At 46.8% G+C, this 19,815-nt stretch carries 12 protein-coding genes; 1 reads left to right on the forward strand and 11 read right to left on the reverse strand.

The window, feature by feature from the left end; genetic code table 11:
• Positions 1 to 4 precede the first annotated feature (4 nt).
• From AB4Z08_RS28105 to AB4Z08_RS28125, 5 genes are all read right to left on the reverse strand, one after another.
• Positions 5 to 1,519: a glycoside hydrolase gene (locus tag AB4Z08_RS28105; RefSeq protein WP_441577113.1), complete on the reverse strand. Its 1,515-nt coding sequence runs from the start codon at positions 1,517 to 1,519 to the stop codon at positions 5 to 7.
• A 505-nt stretch (positions 1,520 to 2,024) separates the two neighbouring features.
• Complete coding sequence (locus AB4Z08_RS28110) at positions 2,025 to 2,429, reverse strand: VOC family protein (protein WP_441577114.1); 405 nt, start codon at positions 2,427 to 2,429, stop codon at positions 2,025 to 2,027.
• Positions 2,430 to 2,894: 465 nt separating this feature from the next.
• A complete protein-coding gene (locus AB4Z08_RS28115; RefSeq protein WP_441577115.1) occupies positions 2,895 to 3,638 on the reverse strand; it encodes a hypothetical protein in 744 nt (247 codons plus the stop codon).
• A gap of 159 nt (positions 3,639 to 3,797) precedes the next feature.
• Positions 3,798 to 4,355, reverse strand: coding sequence for a hypothetical protein (locus tag AB4Z08_RS28120; protein WP_441577116.1), 558 nt, complete (start codon positions 4,353 to 4,355; stop codon positions 3,798 to 3,800).
• Between the two features lie 65 nt (positions 4,356 to 4,420).
• The gene (locus AB4Z08_RS28125) at positions 4,421 to 5,287 is read right to left on the reverse strand and encodes a hypothetical protein (RefSeq protein WP_441577117.1); all 867 of its coding nucleotides are present in this window, start codon (positions 5,285 to 5,287) and stop codon (positions 4,421 to 4,423) included.
• A 90-nt stretch (positions 5,288 to 5,377) separates the two neighbouring features.
• Between AB4Z08_RS28125 and AB4Z08_RS28130 the strand changes: the two genes are divergently transcribed.
• Positions 5,378 to 5,893 (forward strand): DinB family protein, encoded by a 516-nt coding sequence (locus tag AB4Z08_RS28130; protein WP_441577118.1) that lies wholly within the window; start codon positions 5,378 to 5,380, stop codon positions 5,891 to 5,893.
• A 210-nt stretch (positions 5,894 to 6,103) separates the two neighbouring features.
• Here the strand turns inward: AB4Z08_RS28130 and AB4Z08_RS28135 are convergent, their stop codons facing one another.
• The 6 genes from AB4Z08_RS28135 to AB4Z08_RS28160 all read right to left on the reverse strand — a co-directional run bounded on the left by AB4Z08_RS28135 (position 6,104) and on the right by AB4Z08_RS28160 (position 19,781).
• Positions 6,104 to 7,435, reverse strand: coding sequence for a hypothetical protein (locus AB4Z08_RS28135; RefSeq protein WP_441577119.1), 1,332 nt, complete (start codon positions 7,433 to 7,435; stop codon positions 6,104 to 6,106).
• Positions 7,436 to 7,562: 127 nt separating this feature from the next.
• A complete protein-coding gene (locus AB4Z08_RS28140; protein ID WP_441577120.1) occupies positions 7,563 to 9,845 on the reverse strand; it encodes an aminotransferase class III-fold pyridoxal phosphate-dependent enzyme in 2,283 nt (760 codons plus the stop codon).
• A gap of 10 nt (positions 9,846 to 9,855) precedes the next feature.
• Complete coding sequence (locus AB4Z08_RS28145) at positions 9,856 to 11,742, reverse strand: MGH1-like glycoside hydrolase domain-containing protein (RefSeq protein WP_441577121.1); 1,887 nt, start codon at positions 11,740 to 11,742, stop codon at positions 9,856 to 9,858.
• A gap of 1 nt (position 11,743) precedes the next feature.
• Positions 11,744 to 14,830, reverse strand: coding sequence for a glycoside hydrolase family 2 TIM barrel-domain containing protein (locus tag AB4Z08_RS28150; RefSeq protein ID WP_441577122.1), 3,087 nt, complete (start codon positions 14,828 to 14,830; stop codon positions 11,744 to 11,746).
• Between the two features lie 8 nt (positions 14,831 to 14,838).
• Positions 14,839 to 16,365: a RagB/SusD family nutrient uptake outer membrane protein gene (locus AB4Z08_RS28155; protein WP_441577123.1), complete on the reverse strand. Its 1,527-nt coding sequence runs from the start codon at positions 16,363 to 16,365 to the stop codon at positions 14,839 to 14,841.
• 17 nt (positions 16,366 to 16,382) lie between these two features.
• Positions 16,383 to 19,781 (reverse strand): SusC/RagA family TonB-linked outer membrane protein, encoded by a 3,399-nt coding sequence (locus AB4Z08_RS28160; protein WP_441577124.1) that lies wholly within the window; start codon positions 19,779 to 19,781, stop codon positions 16,383 to 16,385.
• Positions 19,782 to 19,815 lie beyond the last annotated feature (34 nt).

Genomic DNA, 19,815 nt, shown 5'->3' on the forward strand with positions numbered 1-19,815 from the left:
TTTATCAGTTAGCAGTACCTGTAAAAGTAATGACGCTGGTAGCGGGAACGGTTAATACAAAGCTGCCGTTCGTTTGCGGCGCAATAGCAGCACTCTGCTGCCAGTGCGTGCTGGAAGCTGCTGACGTGACATACGAAGTAATGCTGCCGGCGGCGAAACCAGACAGATTCAGCCGGCAATGTGTTTCATTGCCTCCCGGGTTAATAATTACCAGGCTGAACTTACCGGTGGCCGGATCTTTAAAGGCCGATATTTTCAGGGTTGAATTATTAGCCAGCGTACTATTGAAGCGATAGTAACCAGCATGAACGAATCGGGAATACTGCCCCATTACGTCATATGTTTTAGGGTAAGAAATAGTGCCATCGCCATTGGTACCCAACAGGGATTCATTGTTATTAAAACTCAACATGCCGAGCCAGTACACATAGGCGTTCACGTTACACTCCGCAAGAAACTTATGCATGTTGATGGCCAGCTTCAAACCGCCTGTCATGGTGGCATCGTAAGTACCACTATCATCAGAAGCTTCTGTCATCCATACCGGTCTGTTGCCGGTGGCATAATTCCAGGTAACCGGGTTCTGATTCAGGCCTCTCTTGCCTAAAATCAGGTCGCCTATTTCTACATAACCATGACCGGCGAGAATGTCTACATTACTTTTATCCATGCCGGAAAGGAAACTGTTAGCAGTTCCCCAGGCAGCATTTTCAGAAGAGATGATCTTCGTGGTATTCAGTGACTGTGCATTTAATGCCGGACGAAGATTATTGGTAATAAATTGTCCCAGGTGCGATGCTGTCCAGTAAGAAGAAGCCCAGTCGGAGAAAACGTTCTCAGGTTCGTTGGTGGGTGAAATACCATAAAAGCTGAGTCCTTCGTTCTGGTATGATTTTACAAATCCTGCCAGGTAGTTGGCAAAATCTGTGGAACAGCAGCTGTAATTAAGTCCGTTGAAATTTTTTGCGCTCTCGCTGCTGGTATTTGTTTTCATATACAACGGCGGTGTCCAGGTGCTGGCAAACATGATGGGTACCTGGTAGCGTTCTTTCACTTTTTTAAGGATCCAGAGTTGTGCCAGCTGTTCTTTCTGATCGGCCGTCAGGGCCAGGTAGGCGGCGCTATTGGCAGCATCATCGATGCTTACGCCGGCAGGCTTGATCGTTACCACACCAGATGGCTTGTCAAACGGATAAGTATGCAATACTTCGCCGCGGATCATATTCAGCTGCAAGCCTGGTTCTCCCCAGAGCAACTGCATAAAGCTATCACGCCTGGCGGCTTCAAAGAAAGGGACGGCACGGCCGGCAAACGATCCGAAGCCATCTATTTTCTGATACACCGTACCCCAGTTCAGCGTGATGGTAGCGGTGTCAATAGTGAGTGCAGCGGCGGCAACTCCGCTGGCTAATTTGTTCACGTCTGACTGGAGCGGGTTACTTGTCAGATTTTTTGTGCAGCTGCCGGCGAATAAAACAGCTAATGCGGGCAAGGCAATTCCTTTCAGATTTTTTTTCATTGTCTTTGGATAGATTTGGGTTTATAAATCATTCGTTCGAATGGGCAAAAAGGATCATGACTGAATCATTTTTATTCAGCAAAAACATGCATTAAAAAGCCGGTAATCTATCCAGGCATACTTCACAAAATCCTGGTTTGGAAACAGGTTAAATCATACGGCGGATAATAAAAAAAACGGATACGCAAGGGTTTAGCAGGGCTACACTTTCATTTTTCATGTTCACTAACTTGATGGAAACTGGCATCCTTCATCAAACCTTCATTTAATCACTGTCACTCATTCTACAGGCTATCTATTCAAAAATAAGAAATTTTATGTTTAGAATATATATACTCCGATTCACAAAACACGAGATAACTTAAATTTAATCACTGGCAGTGAAAAAATATCGCAGTGGTGTAAAATGCTGTACATATAACGGGGCCGGGTATCGTATACCCGGCCCCGTTATATGCAGCCATAAATAATGATGTTCTTCTAACGAATTATGCCAAAGAAAATTCTATCCTGCCGCGCTATCCGGATCCAAATCTTCTTTGGGTTCCCAAAGCTCAATCACGTTCCCTTCCGGATCGAGCACATGAACGAATTTACCATAGTCATATTCCGCAATTTCATCAACAATGGTCACGTTTTCCTTTTTCAGTTCTTCTACCAGTGCAACGATATTTTCCACCCGGTAATTAATCATAAATGGCTTGGTAGACGGATCAAAATATTTGGTATCCTTCGGAAACGTACACCAGGCAGTGGTTCCTTTTTTCGACGAATCATCGGCATGCCGCCACTCAAACGTTGCTCCGTACTCACTGGTAGCCAACCCAAGGTTTTTGGCGTACCATTCGTTCATACTTTTCGGATTATCGCATTTAAAAAATACACCGCCAAGGCCCGTTACTTTTTTCATGTTTAAACGTGTTGTACGATTAAAGAAGTGATATAAAAATGAAAGAAAAAGCTGCGTATTGTATTGATAATAAATATAGTAAAAAATATGAAACGCCCATTAAATGTTTCTTTGGATCAAGTTGAAAACCTGGGGGATAGTGTGAATTTTAAGCATAAAGTTTATAGTGCATTAAGAACACCCATATAGCCAGCATTACCTTTTCATTATGTAGGCTCCGTCCAGGCTATGCTTAGCATCCGCTATGTACCTATAGTTGCAGCGCAGGAGAGGTGGACTTGATGCGGGGATGAGTTCCGGATGTATAACCGGGATGAAATTGCATCAGAAGACGGATGGAGGTCGGAAATGGCCATAGCAATGCTGCTTCCCTACCAGGGGGGAGCTGTGGAAAGAGATAGACTATTTAAAGAAAGCAGGTATAAGGGGGTTATTCATCAAAATATCTCCGGGGGCAAGATGGCTTTATTCCAGTTGAATGATAGCTGGATATACGTATGTATAGGTAAGGTTAGGAAGCAATCTTGTCCGCTTGGGGTACCTACGTTTTTTAGCATATCTGAGCACTTGTGGTGCTGCCACTGCAATAATATCGGCGGCCATATATTGTCTGCCGCGTGATGGGCCATCTTTGTACATCGCTCTTACCTGGAAAACCACTACCAGTGAACCCTGCCCCGGTACATCGAGCGAAACATTTGTTTCCTGGAAAGTGGTATCGGGGGCTATCATGAGTGTAACCGTTTCGCTACCTGTCACCTGACGTGATATAAAATCAATACGCGTTGCGATCACTTTCACTTCCAGGGCAGCAATACCTTTATACCCGGCGATGGTTTGTGCGGGAATATGTAATATCCCGTTATTGCACAGCCGTGGCGCCACCGTAAAGAAGCGATCTACTCCTGCATGCTGATTGAAGCGGAAGCCTGTGATGGCTGCATGATGATCGCCGGCAGCAATGAGTATCCTGTTGAGCCGATTGATGTGGCCACCGTCACAATGGATATCCAGTTGGGGGTAGAACGCTTTACGGATAAAAGCGCCTTTCCTGCTGGCGATGCCAAAGCGCCGGGATGCGCGGCGGGTGGCAGTCGTTTGCCGTACGCTTTCAGGCATCGAGCGCAGGAAGTATTGGCCATTGCGCTTATACCCAATGAGAGGACCGAGTTTTCCCGTAAAGGGAAGGATAGACATTTGTTTTGCCATGGCAGATTATTTTGATTACTATAAATATAAGATAATTCGGGGAGGGTGTTTTCGGGGTAGATGGAAGATTAGCTAAAGGGAGTGTATGGCGTATTGTATAATATTCAAAGATAGTGCGATGGGCCCGGACAAAGAATAAACCAGAAATGAAGCGGGATATTATGGTCGCCAGTCCCATGCTACTACAACCCATTCGGTGGTAGCATCTCTGTGAGTATGTATCTTCTGAAAGCCTACCCTCGCATGGGCTGCCTGGGAGCGAAGATTATCTACCGCAATTTCTGTGATCATACAATCAAAGTAGGGAGAGAACAATGTTTTATGAGCGGCATATAATGCATCGAACAAACCATTTCCACGCCAGCCTTCCCGGATGCATATCTGCCCCATAAAATAATGCCGCAGCTGCGATACGGGGCTACCATTCAGGGTCAGTTCACTGGCCATTTTTACCAGGGGGCGCATTAATTCAATTTCTTCTCCCACCCGGATAGATGTTGCCAACGCATAACCTACCAGGGTTTCTTCAGATATGATGACTGGCTGCGACATATCTGTCATCATTCTTTCCAGTATATCCCTTGTATATTCAAATGTCAGGAAACCCTGTGTTTTAGCGGTTTGGGAAGAGATGTGCTGCACCAGGTTATTTTGTTGCAGCTGCAATAAACTATCTATATCAGCAGGAGATAATACCGTTGCTTCAAATGCTTTCATGTTAGTCGGATTGTTCAGATACTTCCGGCTAAGTTGCGTTTTTTTGATAAAAAAACAAGTAGGATTTATTTCTGAATGATCGTTTTCAACCCCCTGATACCCATGTCCACTACCTTTTCTCCTTCTATCGGATCGAACTTACCATTTTTATTTTTATCCTTCCATTCAAAACTATGGTTCACCGACAAGGAAACCGTTATCACAACATCATTTGTTTCATTACCGGTAATTTCAAATGAATTGCCCAATGTACCTGTCACCACACAGGAACCAGCTGGAACCGGAGAAGTGGCGGCCAGCGGGTTTGGGACGGTGGTAGCACCGGCAGGTGCCTGACCGGTGATCACTTTTCCGGCCACCTCGAGCCCCCAGTAGCCCTGTGGTCTGTTGCCTTTAACGGTAATGGTGCTGTCTTTGATCTTATAATGATCTATATAGTTCTTATATCCAATGAAAGAAGCCAGCGTACCGGTAACTTCCCGTTTAAGGGCGGCGATATTGATTTGAATATCGTAAGACTGATAGCTCAATGATACCCGGAGGTATTGGTATTTTCCCGGTTTCACATCTTTCAGCGGCATTTCAAAAAATACACTGTTATCTGTTCCTATCACGGCCTTACTAAAATCAATGGCTGCGGAGCCACCAGCAGTTGTTTCCTGATTTTTATACAACACGGTTCCCCTCCCCAGCATGGTCACCGGCAGGGGCGTCAGTTCAATGTAATGTGCACTGAGTCCTCTCATCACGGGCGACTGGGCTGCATTGCCGGCAGCAATAGTAGCAGGTTTACCCTTATTATTCAACCGTTCCTGGGATGCATCAAACTTATATTTAAAGATGAGCCTGGGGCTGGCAGCGGGTTTGTCATCTTTGGAACAGGAAAATAAAAGGACGCTGAAGGCAGATAATAACAGGATCGTTGCTTTCATAGAGCGGGATGTTTGCCAGTTTATTAAATCTTCCTGCAAACATATATCAAAAAACAGATAACTTACATCATCCTAAAAATTCTATGTGTAATGAAAAGAACTGCCTGGTTTGAAAGAGTATTCCCCTCCATTAAAGACAATGGGCTGATGCCTTCCATTATTGAACGTTTAAGTGGTACCCCTGCCCGGGCCGAAGAACTGGCCGGCAAACTGGCCCCTGCTTTACTCACCCGTAAGTTAACCGATCGATGGTCCATTAAAGAAGAAATAGGCCATCTTTCTGACCTGGAGCCCCTCTGGTCTGGCCGGGTGGATGATTTTATTAAAGGACTGCCTGAGTTAAGGGTAGCCGATTTATCGAATCAAACCACTCATAAAGCCAATCATAATGCTACTGAGATCAGGGTATTACTGAAGCGGTTCAGGGAACACAGAAGACAATTCGTTGCCAAACTTTCGAACCTGGATGATGCACAGTTAGTAAAGACTGCGTTGCATCCCCGTCTGAAAACGCCGATGCGGGTAATTGATCTGGCACATTTTGTAGCAGAACATGATGATCATCACCTGGCCAGCATCAGAGAACTACTGGCGGAGATAAACTGATATGTGCGGTTGTTCTTATTACCCCTTGCTTAAACCCCTGGCCCTATGAAAGACAAAATTCAACAACAAAATGCTGTACTGCTTTAGAAAATATTTCGTGACAGATACTCCATGACATTCAAAATGTAACTGACGTAAATCACGTTTAAATACAAAAGCCCGGTCAGCCGATATTATCAGCTGCCGGGCTTTGACATTAACAACACCCCTCTATTCTGCCAGTTCGCTCAGTTTAGTAATTTCAACACAAATAATACAATAACAAAAGCCATTTACACAGGCACAATCGTATACCTTTCCGTTGCATTCCCTGGTAGTACAATCAGTACAGCCTGCGGGCCGGTTAGCAGATTGCAATATCTCTACAATGCGCTGCTGATCTCCCAGATACCTATATACCTTATGATCCTTTTTGAAAGAAACTTTCATTCCTTTTAATTCATTGTCTGCTGTGACCAGTTTAAACAATTTGGGGTCCAATACTTTTTCGTTGCCGTTATTTACGAACAGGGAATTTAAAAACTCAACATCTTCTTTGTAGGGACGGGAAACACCTTTTTCTGAAATACCTTTTGCCGCTGGCTGCTCTTCGTTTTTACGACCGCCGGTGTAGGTACGTTTTTCTTCTGCAGTAGCCGTAGCTGTATTGGTAGCACTATTCCCCTCAGGTGAAGTCTCCAGGTTAAGTGTACCCGGTTTGGTGACTTTACCTCTTAAGCGATGCCTTTGTGCGGCACTGCCACCGCTCACGTAGCCCGTTCTGAAAGTATAGCGAATACCAACTCCGGCACTCATGTATTTATCGGGCCCCCTGGTAGTGCTGGTAATATAGGGCTGATTGGAAAGCTGTGCACTCAGCTCCTTGCCATTTCCGGTAAAATCAACGTGACTAAGATCTCTGTAAGAGATGGTGGTTTCCTGCTGTCCGGGTTGCAGCAGGTACTGCACATTAGCCACCACTGCCCAACGACCGGAGATATTGCAGGCAAGACTTATTCCCGGCTTCAGCGTAAAAACATTATTGGCGTCATCAGCTGGAGGCTGATAAGCCAATACGTTGGTACCAGAAATATTATCTACGATCGCGAATTCCGGAGCAGTACGGTGGGTGATCCCTCCTTTCAGAGAGAACGTAAGTGCCAGTGCGCGCTTGCGAAAAGTATACTGCGGGCCGGCGAGCACGTAGCTGCTGGTCCATTTATTGCTGCCGTCATGAATGCTGAAAGCATCCATTCCTTTTAACGCTTCACGGTATTGATGGAAGTCGTTGTCCATTTTACTGGTAAAAATACCTGCATCCGCACCGATACCAAATCCACCCCAAAACAATTCCAGACCTATATTAGGATGAAGGCTCCAGCCATTGGATACGCCGGTGGAAGAAGAAGTACCTCCGTTGGCTGATAAGGAAATATTCCCGCCGGGATTTTTTCCTCCCTTTACGATAACACCTTTTATGGGTTGTCCTGGCTTGTTTTCCTGTGCCAGCAGGTGTATGCTACTGTAAATTATAAGTGCGATGGTAATAGTAATTGTTTTCATGATCGGGCGATTTGTTGTTATGTACAGGTATATCAACAAACCGCATAAATTGTTACCCCCATCATGAAAAACGGGCATAGCAGACGCTATACCCGTTGTCGTAGAGGTGTATGATGCTGATGGTTGGTTACAATTCTTCCAATACCTTATCCAGGTGCCATAAAAAAGCATCGGCATTCTCCTTATTAAACACCATGGGTGGTTTTATTTTTAATACATTATGTAATGGTCCGTCTGTGCTGATCAGGAATCCGCGGTCCTTCATCTTTTCTACTATTACATCTATTTCCGGTACAGCAGGTTCCTGGGTATCCCTGTTGCGTACCAGTTCCGCCCCAATAAATAAGCCATGCCCGCGTACATCACCAATGATAGTATGCTTATCCATCAACAGCCGTAATCCCTGTAAAAAATGTTCGCCTGTTTCCAGTGCATGTTGCTGCATCCCTTCTTCCTGTATCACCTGTAATACTGCTCTGCCACAGGCCATAGATACTGGATTGCCACCGAAGGTGTTGAAGTACTCCATGCCATTATTGAAGGCGTCTGCAATGGCTTGTGTAGTAACAACTGCTGCCAGTGGATGACCATTGCCGATAGGTTTACCCAATACAACGATGTCCGGCACCACGTCCTGCAGCTGGAAGCCCCAGAATTGATTACCAACACGGCCAAAGCCCACCTGTACTTCATCTGCGATACAAAGACCGCCGGCGGCCCGCACATGTTGATATACTTTTTCCAGGTATCCCGGAGGCAGCGGAATTTGTCCGCCCACGCCCAACAGCGTTTCGCAGATAAAGGCGGCAACACCTTTTCCTTCACCGGATAATCTTTCAATGATGTCGGCTATATCCTGTGCATAGGCGGCGCCGGCATTTTCATGTCCATACCGGTAAGGGCCCCTATACAGATCCGGGTTAACGGCTTTATGGGTATGGGCAGGCTTACCGAAACCTCCTTTGCCATCGAACTTATAGGGACTCAGCTCCATGGCTACAGTAGAGGTGCCATGATAGGCGTGGTCCAGAACGATCACGTCCTTTTGTTTGGTAAAATGACGGCTCATACGAATGGCCAGGTCATTGGCTTCACTACCGGAGTTGGTAAAATAGCAAACCTGTAATGTTTCCGGCAAGGTAGCGGTGAGCTCCCGGCCATAGGCTACGAGGTCATCGTGCAGGTAGCGGGTATTGGTATTAAGCCGGGCAGCCTGTTGCTGAATGGCGTGCACTACACTGGGATGGCAGTGGCCTACATGGCTTACATTATTTACACAGTCGATATATGTACGGCCTTTATCATCATACAGGTACTGCAGCGCACCTTTCCATATCTTAAGCGGTCGCTGATAGCTGATGCTGAGATTACGCCCAATGTGCTGTTTTCTTTCCGCCAGCAGGGAGGTATACCTGTCTTCGGGAATAATTTCAGGAGAAAGACCGGCGGCTATACGGAAAGCATCTGTGGCCGCCATCGGGTTTATCTTTATCAGCTGATATAATAATTCCCAGGCAGCCTTTTCCGTGATAAAATGAAAAGGGTTACTGCTTCCTTCTGCCGTATGTTTGGCTGAATTGGTAACGCTGATGCATAAACGCGCAGCGATCAGGTAATACAGGCAGGCAATTTCCTCCGCTGTTAATGGCCATTCCTGGTGGTAGCCTTTCACTACCATTGCGGCGGCGGCCAGCGGGTCCTGCTGATGCAGCATAGCATAGGTACAGGCAATAGCCAGGTTATTCACCAGTTGTGTATATACCATGTCCCCAAAATCTATCAGGCCGGTGACAGCTTCGTTCTTTACCAATACGTTATAATCATTGGCATCATTATGTATCACGGCCATCCGCAAATGCGGCAGCTGCGGCACTATTTCCGTTTCAAACTGCAGGAGGAAGTAAGCTGCCATCCGGCGGCGTTCATGGTCTTTAATGGCACTTAAATGCGCTTTTGCTGCCATTGTATTACGAAGGTCCCAGCTGCAGATACGATAGGCTGCCGGATGCGCAAATCCTTCCAATGCACGATCCATTCGGCCCATAAATTGCCCCAGGCTATTTAAAAGCGATGGGGTATGCGTTATTTCTTCTGCCCATATCTTCCCTTCCAGGAAAGTAAGTATCCGCATGTAGCCTGCAGGTGTAACCGTTATCGCTTCACCACTACGGTTTAACTGCACCTGTTGAAAACTTTCAACAACCGGCGTACCTGCCAGGTGTTGCAATATCTTCACCTGGGCATCCAGCAGATACCAGTTACTGTCCATGCCTGCTACCTTGCAAATGTAGCGGCGACCGGTACTATCTGTCAGGAGGTAGTTGCTTTCTTCATAGCCGTCCAACGGTTGTACACTTACCTCCATTCCGTAGTGCTCCTGCACCAGGACTTTCATTTCTGCTATATCCATGATATTTAATTTACTCGCGCAATAACAATAAAGTATGTGCTGCCGACCAGCTGAAATTCGGTGCATTCAAGCCTTTGCCGGTCAACGGATGATAGTTTTCATACAGTGGCAACTGATCATTCATACCGGTGGCATGCTGCCATAGCTTACCTAAAAATTCATCTGCCAGCTGGTCGTATCCATACGCCTTCAGTCCTGCCACCGCAAAATAAAACTGGTCCAGCCATACGGGACCGCGCCAGTATCCTTTCAAAGGATCAAAGTTGGGATGGTCGGCACTTAACACAGGCAAAGGAACGGTGGTATTAAATTTCTTTTCCTGTTTCAGCACCGCCGCTACCGAGGCTGCCTGCTGCGGATTGGCGATGCCTGCCCACAGCGGTATCCAGCCTTCCGCACCGGCAACTTTTACCAGGGAAGTATGACGGTCATAGTAAAACCCCGTCTCAGCATCATAATACTGCTGATTGATTTTTTCTTTTAACGATGTCGCCTCTAATGTCCACTGATCCTGCAAATGCAGCAACACAGCCATTTTGCCAAGATACAATTTTTCTGCATAGAGGTACGCGTTCAGGTCTACGGACGACTGATCTAGCGACCACGCATGTGCGTTATTCTGCTGCATCCGGGCATGATCAAAACGCACGGCATTGTCCATGCCGCTTTCCCAGGCGGCGGCAATGCGGGTACCGTCAGTGGCGCCGTATTCACAAAGACTGTCCCCATCATGATCTCTATTGGCATACCACCAATGATGATATCGTACCAATGGTGCATACATCTCTTTGATAAAAGCAGTATCCTTTGTTTGCCGGAACACTTCCCACACTGCCCATGCAGCGAGCGGTGGTTTGGTATCCCGTGCATTATTTTCTTTGCTGTTGGTATAAATACAATCAACTACCATCCCATCTGCCTGCTGATAATCAAACATGGCGCGGATATTATCTTTTGCCAGCGCAGGATTAAACACGCATACGGCAGCGGCCTGTTTCCAGCTATCCCATGCCCAGAAGCCATAGAATCCCTGGTAGCTGGCAGAAGGAAAAATGCCGTCATGTTTCAGATCGCCGGCAGCGCTGCGCCAGTTGGTGATCAGCGTCATGATGCATTTCACCATGAGGCGGCGCTGTGTGGTATCACTTGTAAAACATGCCTGCAGGTAATTATTCCAGCGTTGCCTGTTTTGTTGCAAAGCCGCGGCGAAGTCTTTTGTACCTGACTGTTCCCGATAGCTCTGTAACTGTGTTTCCTGCCAGATCCCCTTTGCCGGCAGGCGGATGGATTTGACGGCAGAATAGCTACTACCCCCTGATTTTATTTTCCATTTATCTGCCGACAAATACGTCATATAAAACGTATGCCCGTTGCCGTTAATCTGCAACTGTTGATCCTGTTGTTGCCATACCTGGCCGCGCAGCGCTGCGGTTCCCTCCCACTCTAATGATAATTCCCTGTGCCGGTTAGCCTGATTGGTAATGGTAGCCTGAATCATCGCCGTATTGGCACTGCTGAAAATCAGCTGCAAACGGATAGCCATATCCGTTAGTTCATAGCTTTGTTCTATTAGTCCCGGATAATAATGGTGTGTCCCTTTCTCCGGCAGCAGCTCTTTCCCTGCTTCAAACACATGGAGCTTAGCAATGGTATTGCTGAGCCAGCGACCATCCATATCCATGAGCAGCGGGCCAATGAAAGCGCCGTAGTCCTTTGTTCTGGCAGGCAGTGCATATGCATGCCATGCACCCATATCTGAAAAAAAACTAACCCCTACCCGGGAGGTATCTGTTACAAAATGTTTGATGTCCAGTACGTCTGTAAACTGCTGCCTGTCTGCCTGCTGCGCTTTTACCCCGAGGGTGCTGCAACACAATAACCACCACCATTTCCTCATATTATTTGAATCTTTGTTTAGCTTGTTGTACCGGTTCAGTGCCGGGCATTAATCGTCTTAATGTAAAAGTGTATTGATAAGTACGGCAGGGCAACTGGTATTCCGGATGTGCTTTGGCACCCCAGCTGTTATCGCCGCCCACGCCTTGTTGCAGGTAATCGATATTCCACCAGATCAGGTTTTCATTCAATATAGAATGTCCATGTTTATTTTGCTTACGATCGAAATCCAGGTTATCCATATTAAAATGTAATACCCCTGCACTGAGTAAAGTGTCCGAGAAAAACAGCCATCCGGATTTGTCTTTATCCTGCAGCGCCATCCAGCTGATATCTGTGCGGTGACCACTTTCCTGCGCACGTGGATAAGGATGGAACAGGGCATCTGCCGGCAGATGGTATACATCTACATCGGCGGCATATTTCCGGTCCTGGTAATTATCGAAAGGTCCACGACCCAGCCAGCTAACCTGGTCGTATGCTGCCGGCAATATCATGCGCATGCCCATGCGGGGAATTTCCGGCAGGGAGGTATCGGCCGGTGTAAACTGTACGGCTACGGTAATGTCTCCATTCACGGCAATGGTATAGGTGGTGGCGTAGGTAACTTTTACTTTCGGGAGATAGTGAACAGTTTTTACCTGCGTACGCGTAGTACCCAGGGACGTTACTTCAAACTGCTTTAGCACTGCATCTTCCAGCGCATGTTGCCAGATGCCGCAACGCACCTGTAGGCTGTTACCAATATCATTGTCGGTAGCCGCACGCCAGAAATGGGGCAGCAAAGGCCCTTGCATCAGTGGCTTGTTATTGGACGTATATGTTTCCAGCCAGCCGGTACTTTTATTAAATCCGGCGCTGAATAAAGCATTGCCAATACTGCCATCTGCTTTTACTTCCAATGGCGGACCTGCGAGGGTGCTTTTCACAATCGGCAGATACGCAGGCAGCTTATACTGCTCGGTAGCTACGATAGCATTCTTCTGATCTGCTACTTCAAAATGAATGTAGTATACCGTTCCTGCAGTGGGTGTGATATCAGGCAGGGCGATGCTCATCAGCGTATCTTTACCGGGATCCAGCGATAGCTGCGGACAGTCCCCTGTTGCCATAATAGCCCCGTCTCCTTTAATTTTCCAGCGAATCGTATATGCCTGCAGGTTAGTAAAGTCAAAGCGGTTGCTGACCCGCCATTTGCCTGCTTCGGGTTTCACCTGTACATTCTGATAAACTTTCTTTACTTCAAATGCCTGCGGATGCGGGGTACGATCTGCTGCCAGCATGCCGTCTGCACAAAAGCTGGTGTCGCTGGTAGCGCCTACGGTACCCATATCACCGCCATAGGCCCATATCTGCCTGCCGTTGGCATCTTTCTTTAAAAAGGTCTGATCAGCGAAGTCCCATATAAAGCCTCCCTGTAGCCGTGGATGCTGATACATCATCTCCCAGTCGTCCTGCAAATTACCGCCGCTGTTACCCATCATATGCGCATACTCACATTGAATAACCGGGCGATTATCTTTCGCCTGCAGGTATTTTTTCAAGGCGTAAACAGATTTGTACATCGGGCATATAATGTCCGTCCACTCATTGCTGCCGGCAGCTTCATACTGTACCGGTCTTGTATTGTCTTTTGCTTTGATGTATTTATAGGTAGAGATAAAATTCTGTCCAAAGCCACTTTCATTTCCCAGCGACCAGGTAACGATGCTGCAATAATTCTTATCTCTTTCCACCATACGTTTGGTGCGATGCAGGTAGGCCTGCTTCCATTCCGGTTTATCAGAGAGTGTTTGCCATGGATGAAAAGACATACCATCACACTCTATGTTGGCCTCATCTATCACGTAAATACCGTACTCATTGCAGAGGTCATACCATTCTTCCGTATCAGGATAGTGGCTGTTGCGCACCGCATTAATATTGTATTGTTTCATCACCTCCAGGTCCCGGCGCATGCCTTCAGTTGAAACTACACGGGCACGATACATATCATGTTCATGGCGGTTCACACCTTTGAAACGAATGGCTACTCCGTTGAGTAAAAACAAACCACCTTTTATTTCAACAGTACGGAAACCTATCCGCTGCGCCATACTTTCCACGACGGCACCTTGCTGATCGAGGTGTGTGATCACCAGGGTATACAGCGCCGGATGCTCTGCGTTCCAGGGTTTCACGTCTTTCAACAGGGCTTCCATCTCCCAGGTACTATCTTTTCCTATTGTCCATTCTTTGGTCAACAGCGCCTTTCCCTGATCCAATAACTGCACCTGCATCCGCTGCCCTGCTTCTTTAGCCAGGGGCAGTCTGTTCAATGTCAGGGCCAGGTTAAACTGTCCGTCTTTATATTGATTGACCAGTAATGGCTTTGCGAAGAAGTCGTACAAGCACAGCTTTGGCCTCGCCACGAGGTATACGCTGCGTTCTATGCCGCTCAGCTTCCACATGTCCTGTCCTTCCAGGTAGGAGCCGTCGTTAAAACGGAATACCTGGATGGCAATGCTGTTGGTACCGGCTTGCAGGTATGGGGAGATATCAAATTCAGACGGCGTTTTACTGTCTTTACTAAGACCTGCATATTGTCCGTTTATCCATAGATAGAAAAATGAATTCACGCCGCCCAGGTGTATCCACACCTGTTTGTTTTTCCAGTTGGCAGGTACGGTAAAATCCCGGCGATAGGAACCTACCGGGTTAAAGTCTACCGGCACTCTTGGCGGATCCGGTGGAAAAGGATATTCTACATCTGTAAAAATGTAACTGTCATATCCTGCTGTTTGCCAGTTTTCCGGTACCCGTATTTTTTTCCATTGGGAGACATCAAAATTCTTCTTATAAAAATCCCCCGGGCGTGCAGCGGGATTGCGGGCAATATGAAACTGCCAGGTGCCATCCAGCAGCAACACAGCTGCACGCCCGGAATCCCGGCGTACAGCTGCTGCTGTGTTGATATAGGGTATGAAATGGGCATGCGGTGGCAATACATTTTCTGCTACCTTCTGCGGGTTCTCCCAGTCATTCGTTTGTGCGTAAACGGGAGTGATGCCCGGTAGCAGCGCCAGTAACAACAGTAACTTATAGTACATACATCCGCTTATTGAGCCATAGGATTATTAACCGTTTCTTTCAGCGGAAGTGGATAAAAAGCTTTGTCTGCCGAGAACGAACGGCCGGCTTCTTTCATCTTTGCCTCCAGCAAACCCCATCTGCGCAAGTCGTAGTAGCGGCAACCTTCCATCGTAAACTCCATCACTCTTTCATGCACAATCTGGTTGAACACGGCAGCTTTGCCGGTGATGTTTAAAGCAGGCATTTTCGCTCTGTCCCGCACGGCATTCACGAGGTCCATCGCGCCGGATTTACCTAACTCGTTCAATACTTCTGCCTGCATCAGCATCACATCTGCCAGGCGGATCAGCGGCACGTTGATGGCATTATCATTACCCAAGCGATCCAGCGAAGCAGGAACCCATTTCCGGAAAGCGATCACACTGGTGCCCGCCCCGAAGATATCATCGTACGTATAGCCATAAGCCCTTGGCGTAGTGCCATCATTAAAGTAAGGATCGTTGAAAACGATGCTGGCATATACACGGTGATCATACAACTGATCGCTGGCGGTTCTGCCTTCTTTCAGCATTTCTGTCAGCAACCGCGGTGTGCCATAAATCTCTCCGTAACCACCCATTTGAGAAGCGGCTACCCAATCACCCAGGTAAGAACCATAGGCCGCACCATTATTAACATCAGAAGATTGCTGTAATTCAAAAATGGATTCCTGGGTGTTCTTGGCGGCGCCGTTGAACATGCTCATAAAATTGCTCTCCAGGTGATACTGGTTAGAACTAGTCACTTTACCCAGCCACTCTCCTGATTCAGTCAGCAAAGCGGTGGCAGCACCTTTATCTTCTCCCGCACGATACAAATACACCTTTCCCAACAATGCCTGTGCAGTTCCTTTGGTCACACGACCCAATTCAGCATCCGGACGCTCGCTTCTCAGCGGCAGTACTTTCTCTGCAGCCTTCAGCTCATTACAGATAAAGTCCCAGGTTTCTTTTCGCTCAGATAATCCTTTAGGCAGGTCTGCTTCCTTCAAAGGAACCTTATCCCTGATAATGATTTTCTCAAAATCAACAAGCAGCTTATAGTGGTAGTAAGCACGCAGAAAATGTGCTTCTCCGAGGATCATGTTGCGGGACGCATCATCTATCATTTCCGGCTTCATCGCCGTTACATTTTCCAGTACCTGGTTGGTATAATAAATACCACGGTAGTTTTCCCGCCATAACAAATCGATGGCGTAGTTACCGGAAGTGAAGTTGAAATTGTAATGCTCTATCCACCAGGAATAATTATAAGCATCATCACCTGCTTCTACATAATCTTCGCGGTAAAAGCTCCGCACAGAGCGTGCTTCTACATAGTTATCCCAATATACAAATCCTTCTACCTGCGAATAAGCAGCCGACAACCCTGACAGCGCTCTTTCTTTGGAAGTCCAGTACAAGTCAGTTTCCAGCTTGTCAGGAGAACGCTGATCCAACACGTCTTTTCTGCAACCCGGCGCGATGGCCAGTAATGCAAGTACAACCGGAATATATAAGTGTAATTTTTTCATTTTAAATAGTTTTATGCTTAGAAAGACAATTGCGCACCCAGCATTACTTTTTTGTTCTGTGGATATTGCATCCGATCCAACCCTGTATCCAATACAGATACCCTGGATACTTCAGGATCCAGTCCGCTGTACTTGGTAATGGTCAACAGATTTTGTCCGCTGGCATAAAACCGGATCTTCTGGATCTTGAAGCGGCTCAATAAACTTTCCGGCAACGTATAGCCGAGCTGGATAGTCTTCAGACGCAGGTAGTTCCCGCTTTCCAGGAACCGGGTAGATTCACGGGCATTTCTGTTGGGGTCACCCAACACGGCGCGTGGCATGTCTGTATTGGTATTTTGCGGTGTCCAGGCATTTAATGTGGTAGTGAGGAAATTACGGCCGGCATCCATTCCTTCCAGTTCAAACCGGTTACCATTATACACCTTGCTGCCATTTACTCCCTGCACAAAAAGAGAGAAATCTATTCTTTTATAATTCAGGGTAATATTAAATCCATATTCAAATTTCGGGAAGCCGGAACCCTGATACGTTTTATCATTTTCGTCAATCACACCATCACCATTCGTATCCCGGAAGCGGATATCACCTGCTTTAGCGGCAGGCTGTAAGCGGTCACCGGTTTTGCTTTTATAGTTGGCGGCGTCTGCATCCGACTGGAAAATACCATCTGCTTCATACAGATAAAAAGCACCTACTTCACGTCCTACACGGGTTTGGTTGGCATAATGGTCAGCGCCAAATTTAAGACCGGTGCCATATAAAGTTTGTCCGGCATTGGCCAATGAGGCTACTTCGTTTTTCACACTACTGAAAGTACCGGTAAGACTGTACTGCAAACCCTCTCTGCGGCCACCGCTGTAAGTAAGTTCCAGCTCCCAGCCACGGTTCCTGATTTTACCTACGTTCAGTGTTGGATTGTTTACACCGGAAGATGGCGGTACTTCTTTGGTGACCAGTAAACCATCAGTGTTATTACTAAAGTAGTTGAAGGAACCACTGAGACTATTATGAATCAAACTGAAATCAAAACCAACGTTGGCGGAACGGCTGGTTTCCCAGTGCAGCTCACGACCCAACAGATCCTGACCAATGATACCAGGCCATGGTGTACTACCACTACCCTGCACCGAGCCACCGGCCCAGGTATTATCCACTACCATCAGGTTTAGGTGGTCATAGGGAAGCAATGCTTCTTCTGTACCCAACTCACCATAACTGGCACGTAACTTCAGCATGTCCAGCCAGGTAATGCTGTTCATGAAATTTTCTTTTTGCATATTCCATCCCAATGCTACAGAAGGGAAGACGCCATAATGCCTGGCCAGGTCAAATTTGGAAGAGCCGTCTCTTCTGATGGATAACTGCACCATATAGCGGTTATCGTATGCATAGTTGATACGACCTAATGTAGATAAACGAACATATTTTGTTTTGCTGCCACCGGCGCCAAAAGTACCGCCCAATGCGCCATCCATGGTAACGAAGGAAGGGTCCAGGAAACCACCGGGAACTGTTTTTTCTACCAGTTCTCCATTCTGAACAGTGCGTACTGTTGTTTTACCATCTGCCGTAACATCCAGCCATTCGCTGGTGCGTTCCTGTGCAGTGTAACCTGCCAGCAGGTTCAGTGAATGCTTACCTGATGTCACATCATAATACAGCAGGTTTTCCATGAGCCGTTGCCTGGCGTTGGTGCGCACATTGTAGAGATAAGCATAAGGCACGGCGCCATCGTTGGCATTGATACGCACTGCCGGCCGGTAAGTGAAGCCAAAATCATTTTCATTAACCAGGTTCAGATTCGTCACAAACTTCAGCCCTTTCCACAACGCAAGCGTGAAGCGGGTATTCACATTAAAATATTGTGTGTTGGTGGAATTCTGAAAATAATGATCTGCTCCCATGGGGTTCTGATACTTCGGCAAGCCATCTACCTGCAAACCATACCCATATTTTTCTTTAGGGTCCAGGACCGGGAGTAAAGGTGACTGGAAATAAGCTTCCCGCACGGCGAATCTTGGTACAGTAGCTTTCGTTTCGGAATAGGTAAGGTTAGCTTCTACCGTTAAAATTCCTTTCTTGTATTCATTGCGGGAGCGGATCGTTTTCTTCTTAAAATCAGATCCTATATAAGTACCTTTTTCATTGGTAATATCTCCGCTCAGGGCATAGGTGATATAGTCCCCACCACCGCGAAGGTTCAGGTTATAATTTTCGGCACTGCCGGGACGGATAATTTCATCCTGCCAGTTGGTATTCACACCGGTATTTTTAGTGACAAAAGCAGGTAATGTACGACCTGCATTTGTATACATCATTTTGTGAACGGCTTTATACCCTTCAGCATCCAGCATATCATATTTACCGGTAGGGTTTACCACACCATAGTAAGCATTAAAATCAATGACAGGCACCCCTTTCTTACCTTTCTTGGTGGTAATGAGGATAACGCCATTGGCACTGGAAGAACCATAAATAGAGGCCGCAGCACCATCTTTCAATACTTCCATAGAAGCAATATCATTATTGCTCAGGTAAGTCGCATCGCCGGGAGATCCATCAATAATATATAAAGGCTTGTGACTACCCATGGTACTAAGACCACGGATACGTACATCCGCCTGAGCACCGGGTTGTCCGCCGCCATTTGTTACCGTTAAACCCGCTACCCTGCCCTGTAATGCATCCACCGGGTTGTTGGTAGACATATTCGCAATCACATCTCCTTTTACAGAAGAAATGGCGCTGGTCACGTTACCTTTCCGCTGTGTACCATATCCTACCACTACTACCTGGTCCAATACTTTTACAGAAGGGTACATGGTAATGTTCAGGTCCTGGTGACCGGTGGCCTTTACCTCCAGTGATTCATATCCTATAAAGGATACTTCCAGTACTGCATTTTCGGGAACGCCGGTAAGATTAAACTTTCCATTCTCGGCGGTCAATGTACCTCTGCCTCCTCCTTTTACCTTTACGCTCACACCCGGCATCAGTTCACCGGTAGCGGCTTTTATGATACCCTGCAGGTCTCCTTCCTTTTGCTGATCAGATTTAGAAGTGGCGGGTGGAGCGGCTGGCTTTACCAGGATCATGTCCTCCGTTATTTTATACTCGAGACCTGTAGCGTTACAGATTTCTTTTAGTAAGGCCTCTACGGTACGTACTTTTTTATCGATGGTAAATTTTGCGGTACGTTCAAGGTCATCGCGGTTGTAAGAAAATTTCAGGGCGGTATTTTTCTCCAGGTAACGCAAAGCGCTGATTACACTGGATTGAGAGAACCCTATTTCGACTTTATTTTTAAGTCCTTCGGTAACCTGTACCCATGACAGCAAACATACTGCCACCACGATACAGAGCGCACGACGGGCTATACCCTTGTAGGTACAAGAGATACGTTTCTTTCTCATAACGTTAGAAAGTTTATTGTTTAGAATGGAATCG

Source organism: Chitinophaga sp. RAB17, assembly GCF_052114225.1.
Taxonomy (GTDB): domain Bacteria; phylum Bacteroidota; class Bacteroidia; order Chitinophagales; family Chitinophagaceae; genus Chitinophaga.

Excerpts from the sequence above, each read along its gene's own strand:
- AB4Z08_RS28155 (WP_441577123.1), bottom strand. The coding sequence starts at position 16,365 with ATGAAAAAATTACACTTATATATTCCGGTTGTACTTGCATTACTGGCC.
- AB4Z08_RS28105 (WP_441577113.1), bottom strand. The coding sequence starts at position 1,519 with ATGAAAAAAAATCTGAAAGGAATTGCCTTGCCCGCATTAGCTGTTTTA.
- AB4Z08_RS28130 (WP_441577118.1), top strand. The coding sequence starts at position 5,378 with ATGAAAAGAACTGCCTGGTTTGAAAGAGTATTCCCCTCCATTAAAGAC.
- AB4Z08_RS28125 (WP_441577117.1), bottom strand. The coding sequence starts at position 5,287 with ATGAAAGCAACGATCCTGTTATTATCTGCCTTCAGCGTCCTTTTATTT.
- AB4Z08_RS28150 (WP_441577122.1), bottom strand. The coding sequence starts at position 14,830 with ATGTACTATAAGTTACTGTTGTTACTGGCGCTGCTACCGGGCATCACT.
- AB4Z08_RS28145 (WP_441577121.1), bottom strand. The coding sequence starts at position 11,742 with ATGAGGAAATGGTGGTGGTTATTGTGTTGCAGCACCCTCGGGGTAAAA.
- AB4Z08_RS28120 (WP_441577116.1), bottom strand. The coding sequence starts at position 4,355 with ATGAAAGCATTTGAAGCAACGGTATTATCTCCTGCTGATATAGATAGT.
- AB4Z08_RS28115 (WP_441577115.1), bottom strand. The coding sequence starts at position 3,638 with ATGGCAAAACAAATGTCTATCCTTCCCTTTACGGGAAAACTCGGTCCT.
- AB4Z08_RS28110 (WP_441577114.1), bottom strand. The coding sequence starts at position 2,429 with ATGAAAAAAGTAACGGGCCTTGGCGGTGTATTTTTTAAATGCGATAAT.
- AB4Z08_RS28135 (WP_441577119.1), bottom strand. The coding sequence starts at position 7,435 with ATGAAAACAATTACTATTACCATCGCACTTATAATTTACAGTAGCATA.
- AB4Z08_RS28140 (WP_441577120.1), bottom strand. The coding sequence starts at position 9,845 with ATGGATATAGCAGAAATGAAAGTCCTGGTGCAGGAGCACTACGGAATG.
- AB4Z08_RS28160 (WP_441577124.1), bottom strand. The coding sequence starts at position 19,781 with ATGAGAAAGAAACGTATCTCTTGTACCTACAAGGGTATAGCCCGTCGT.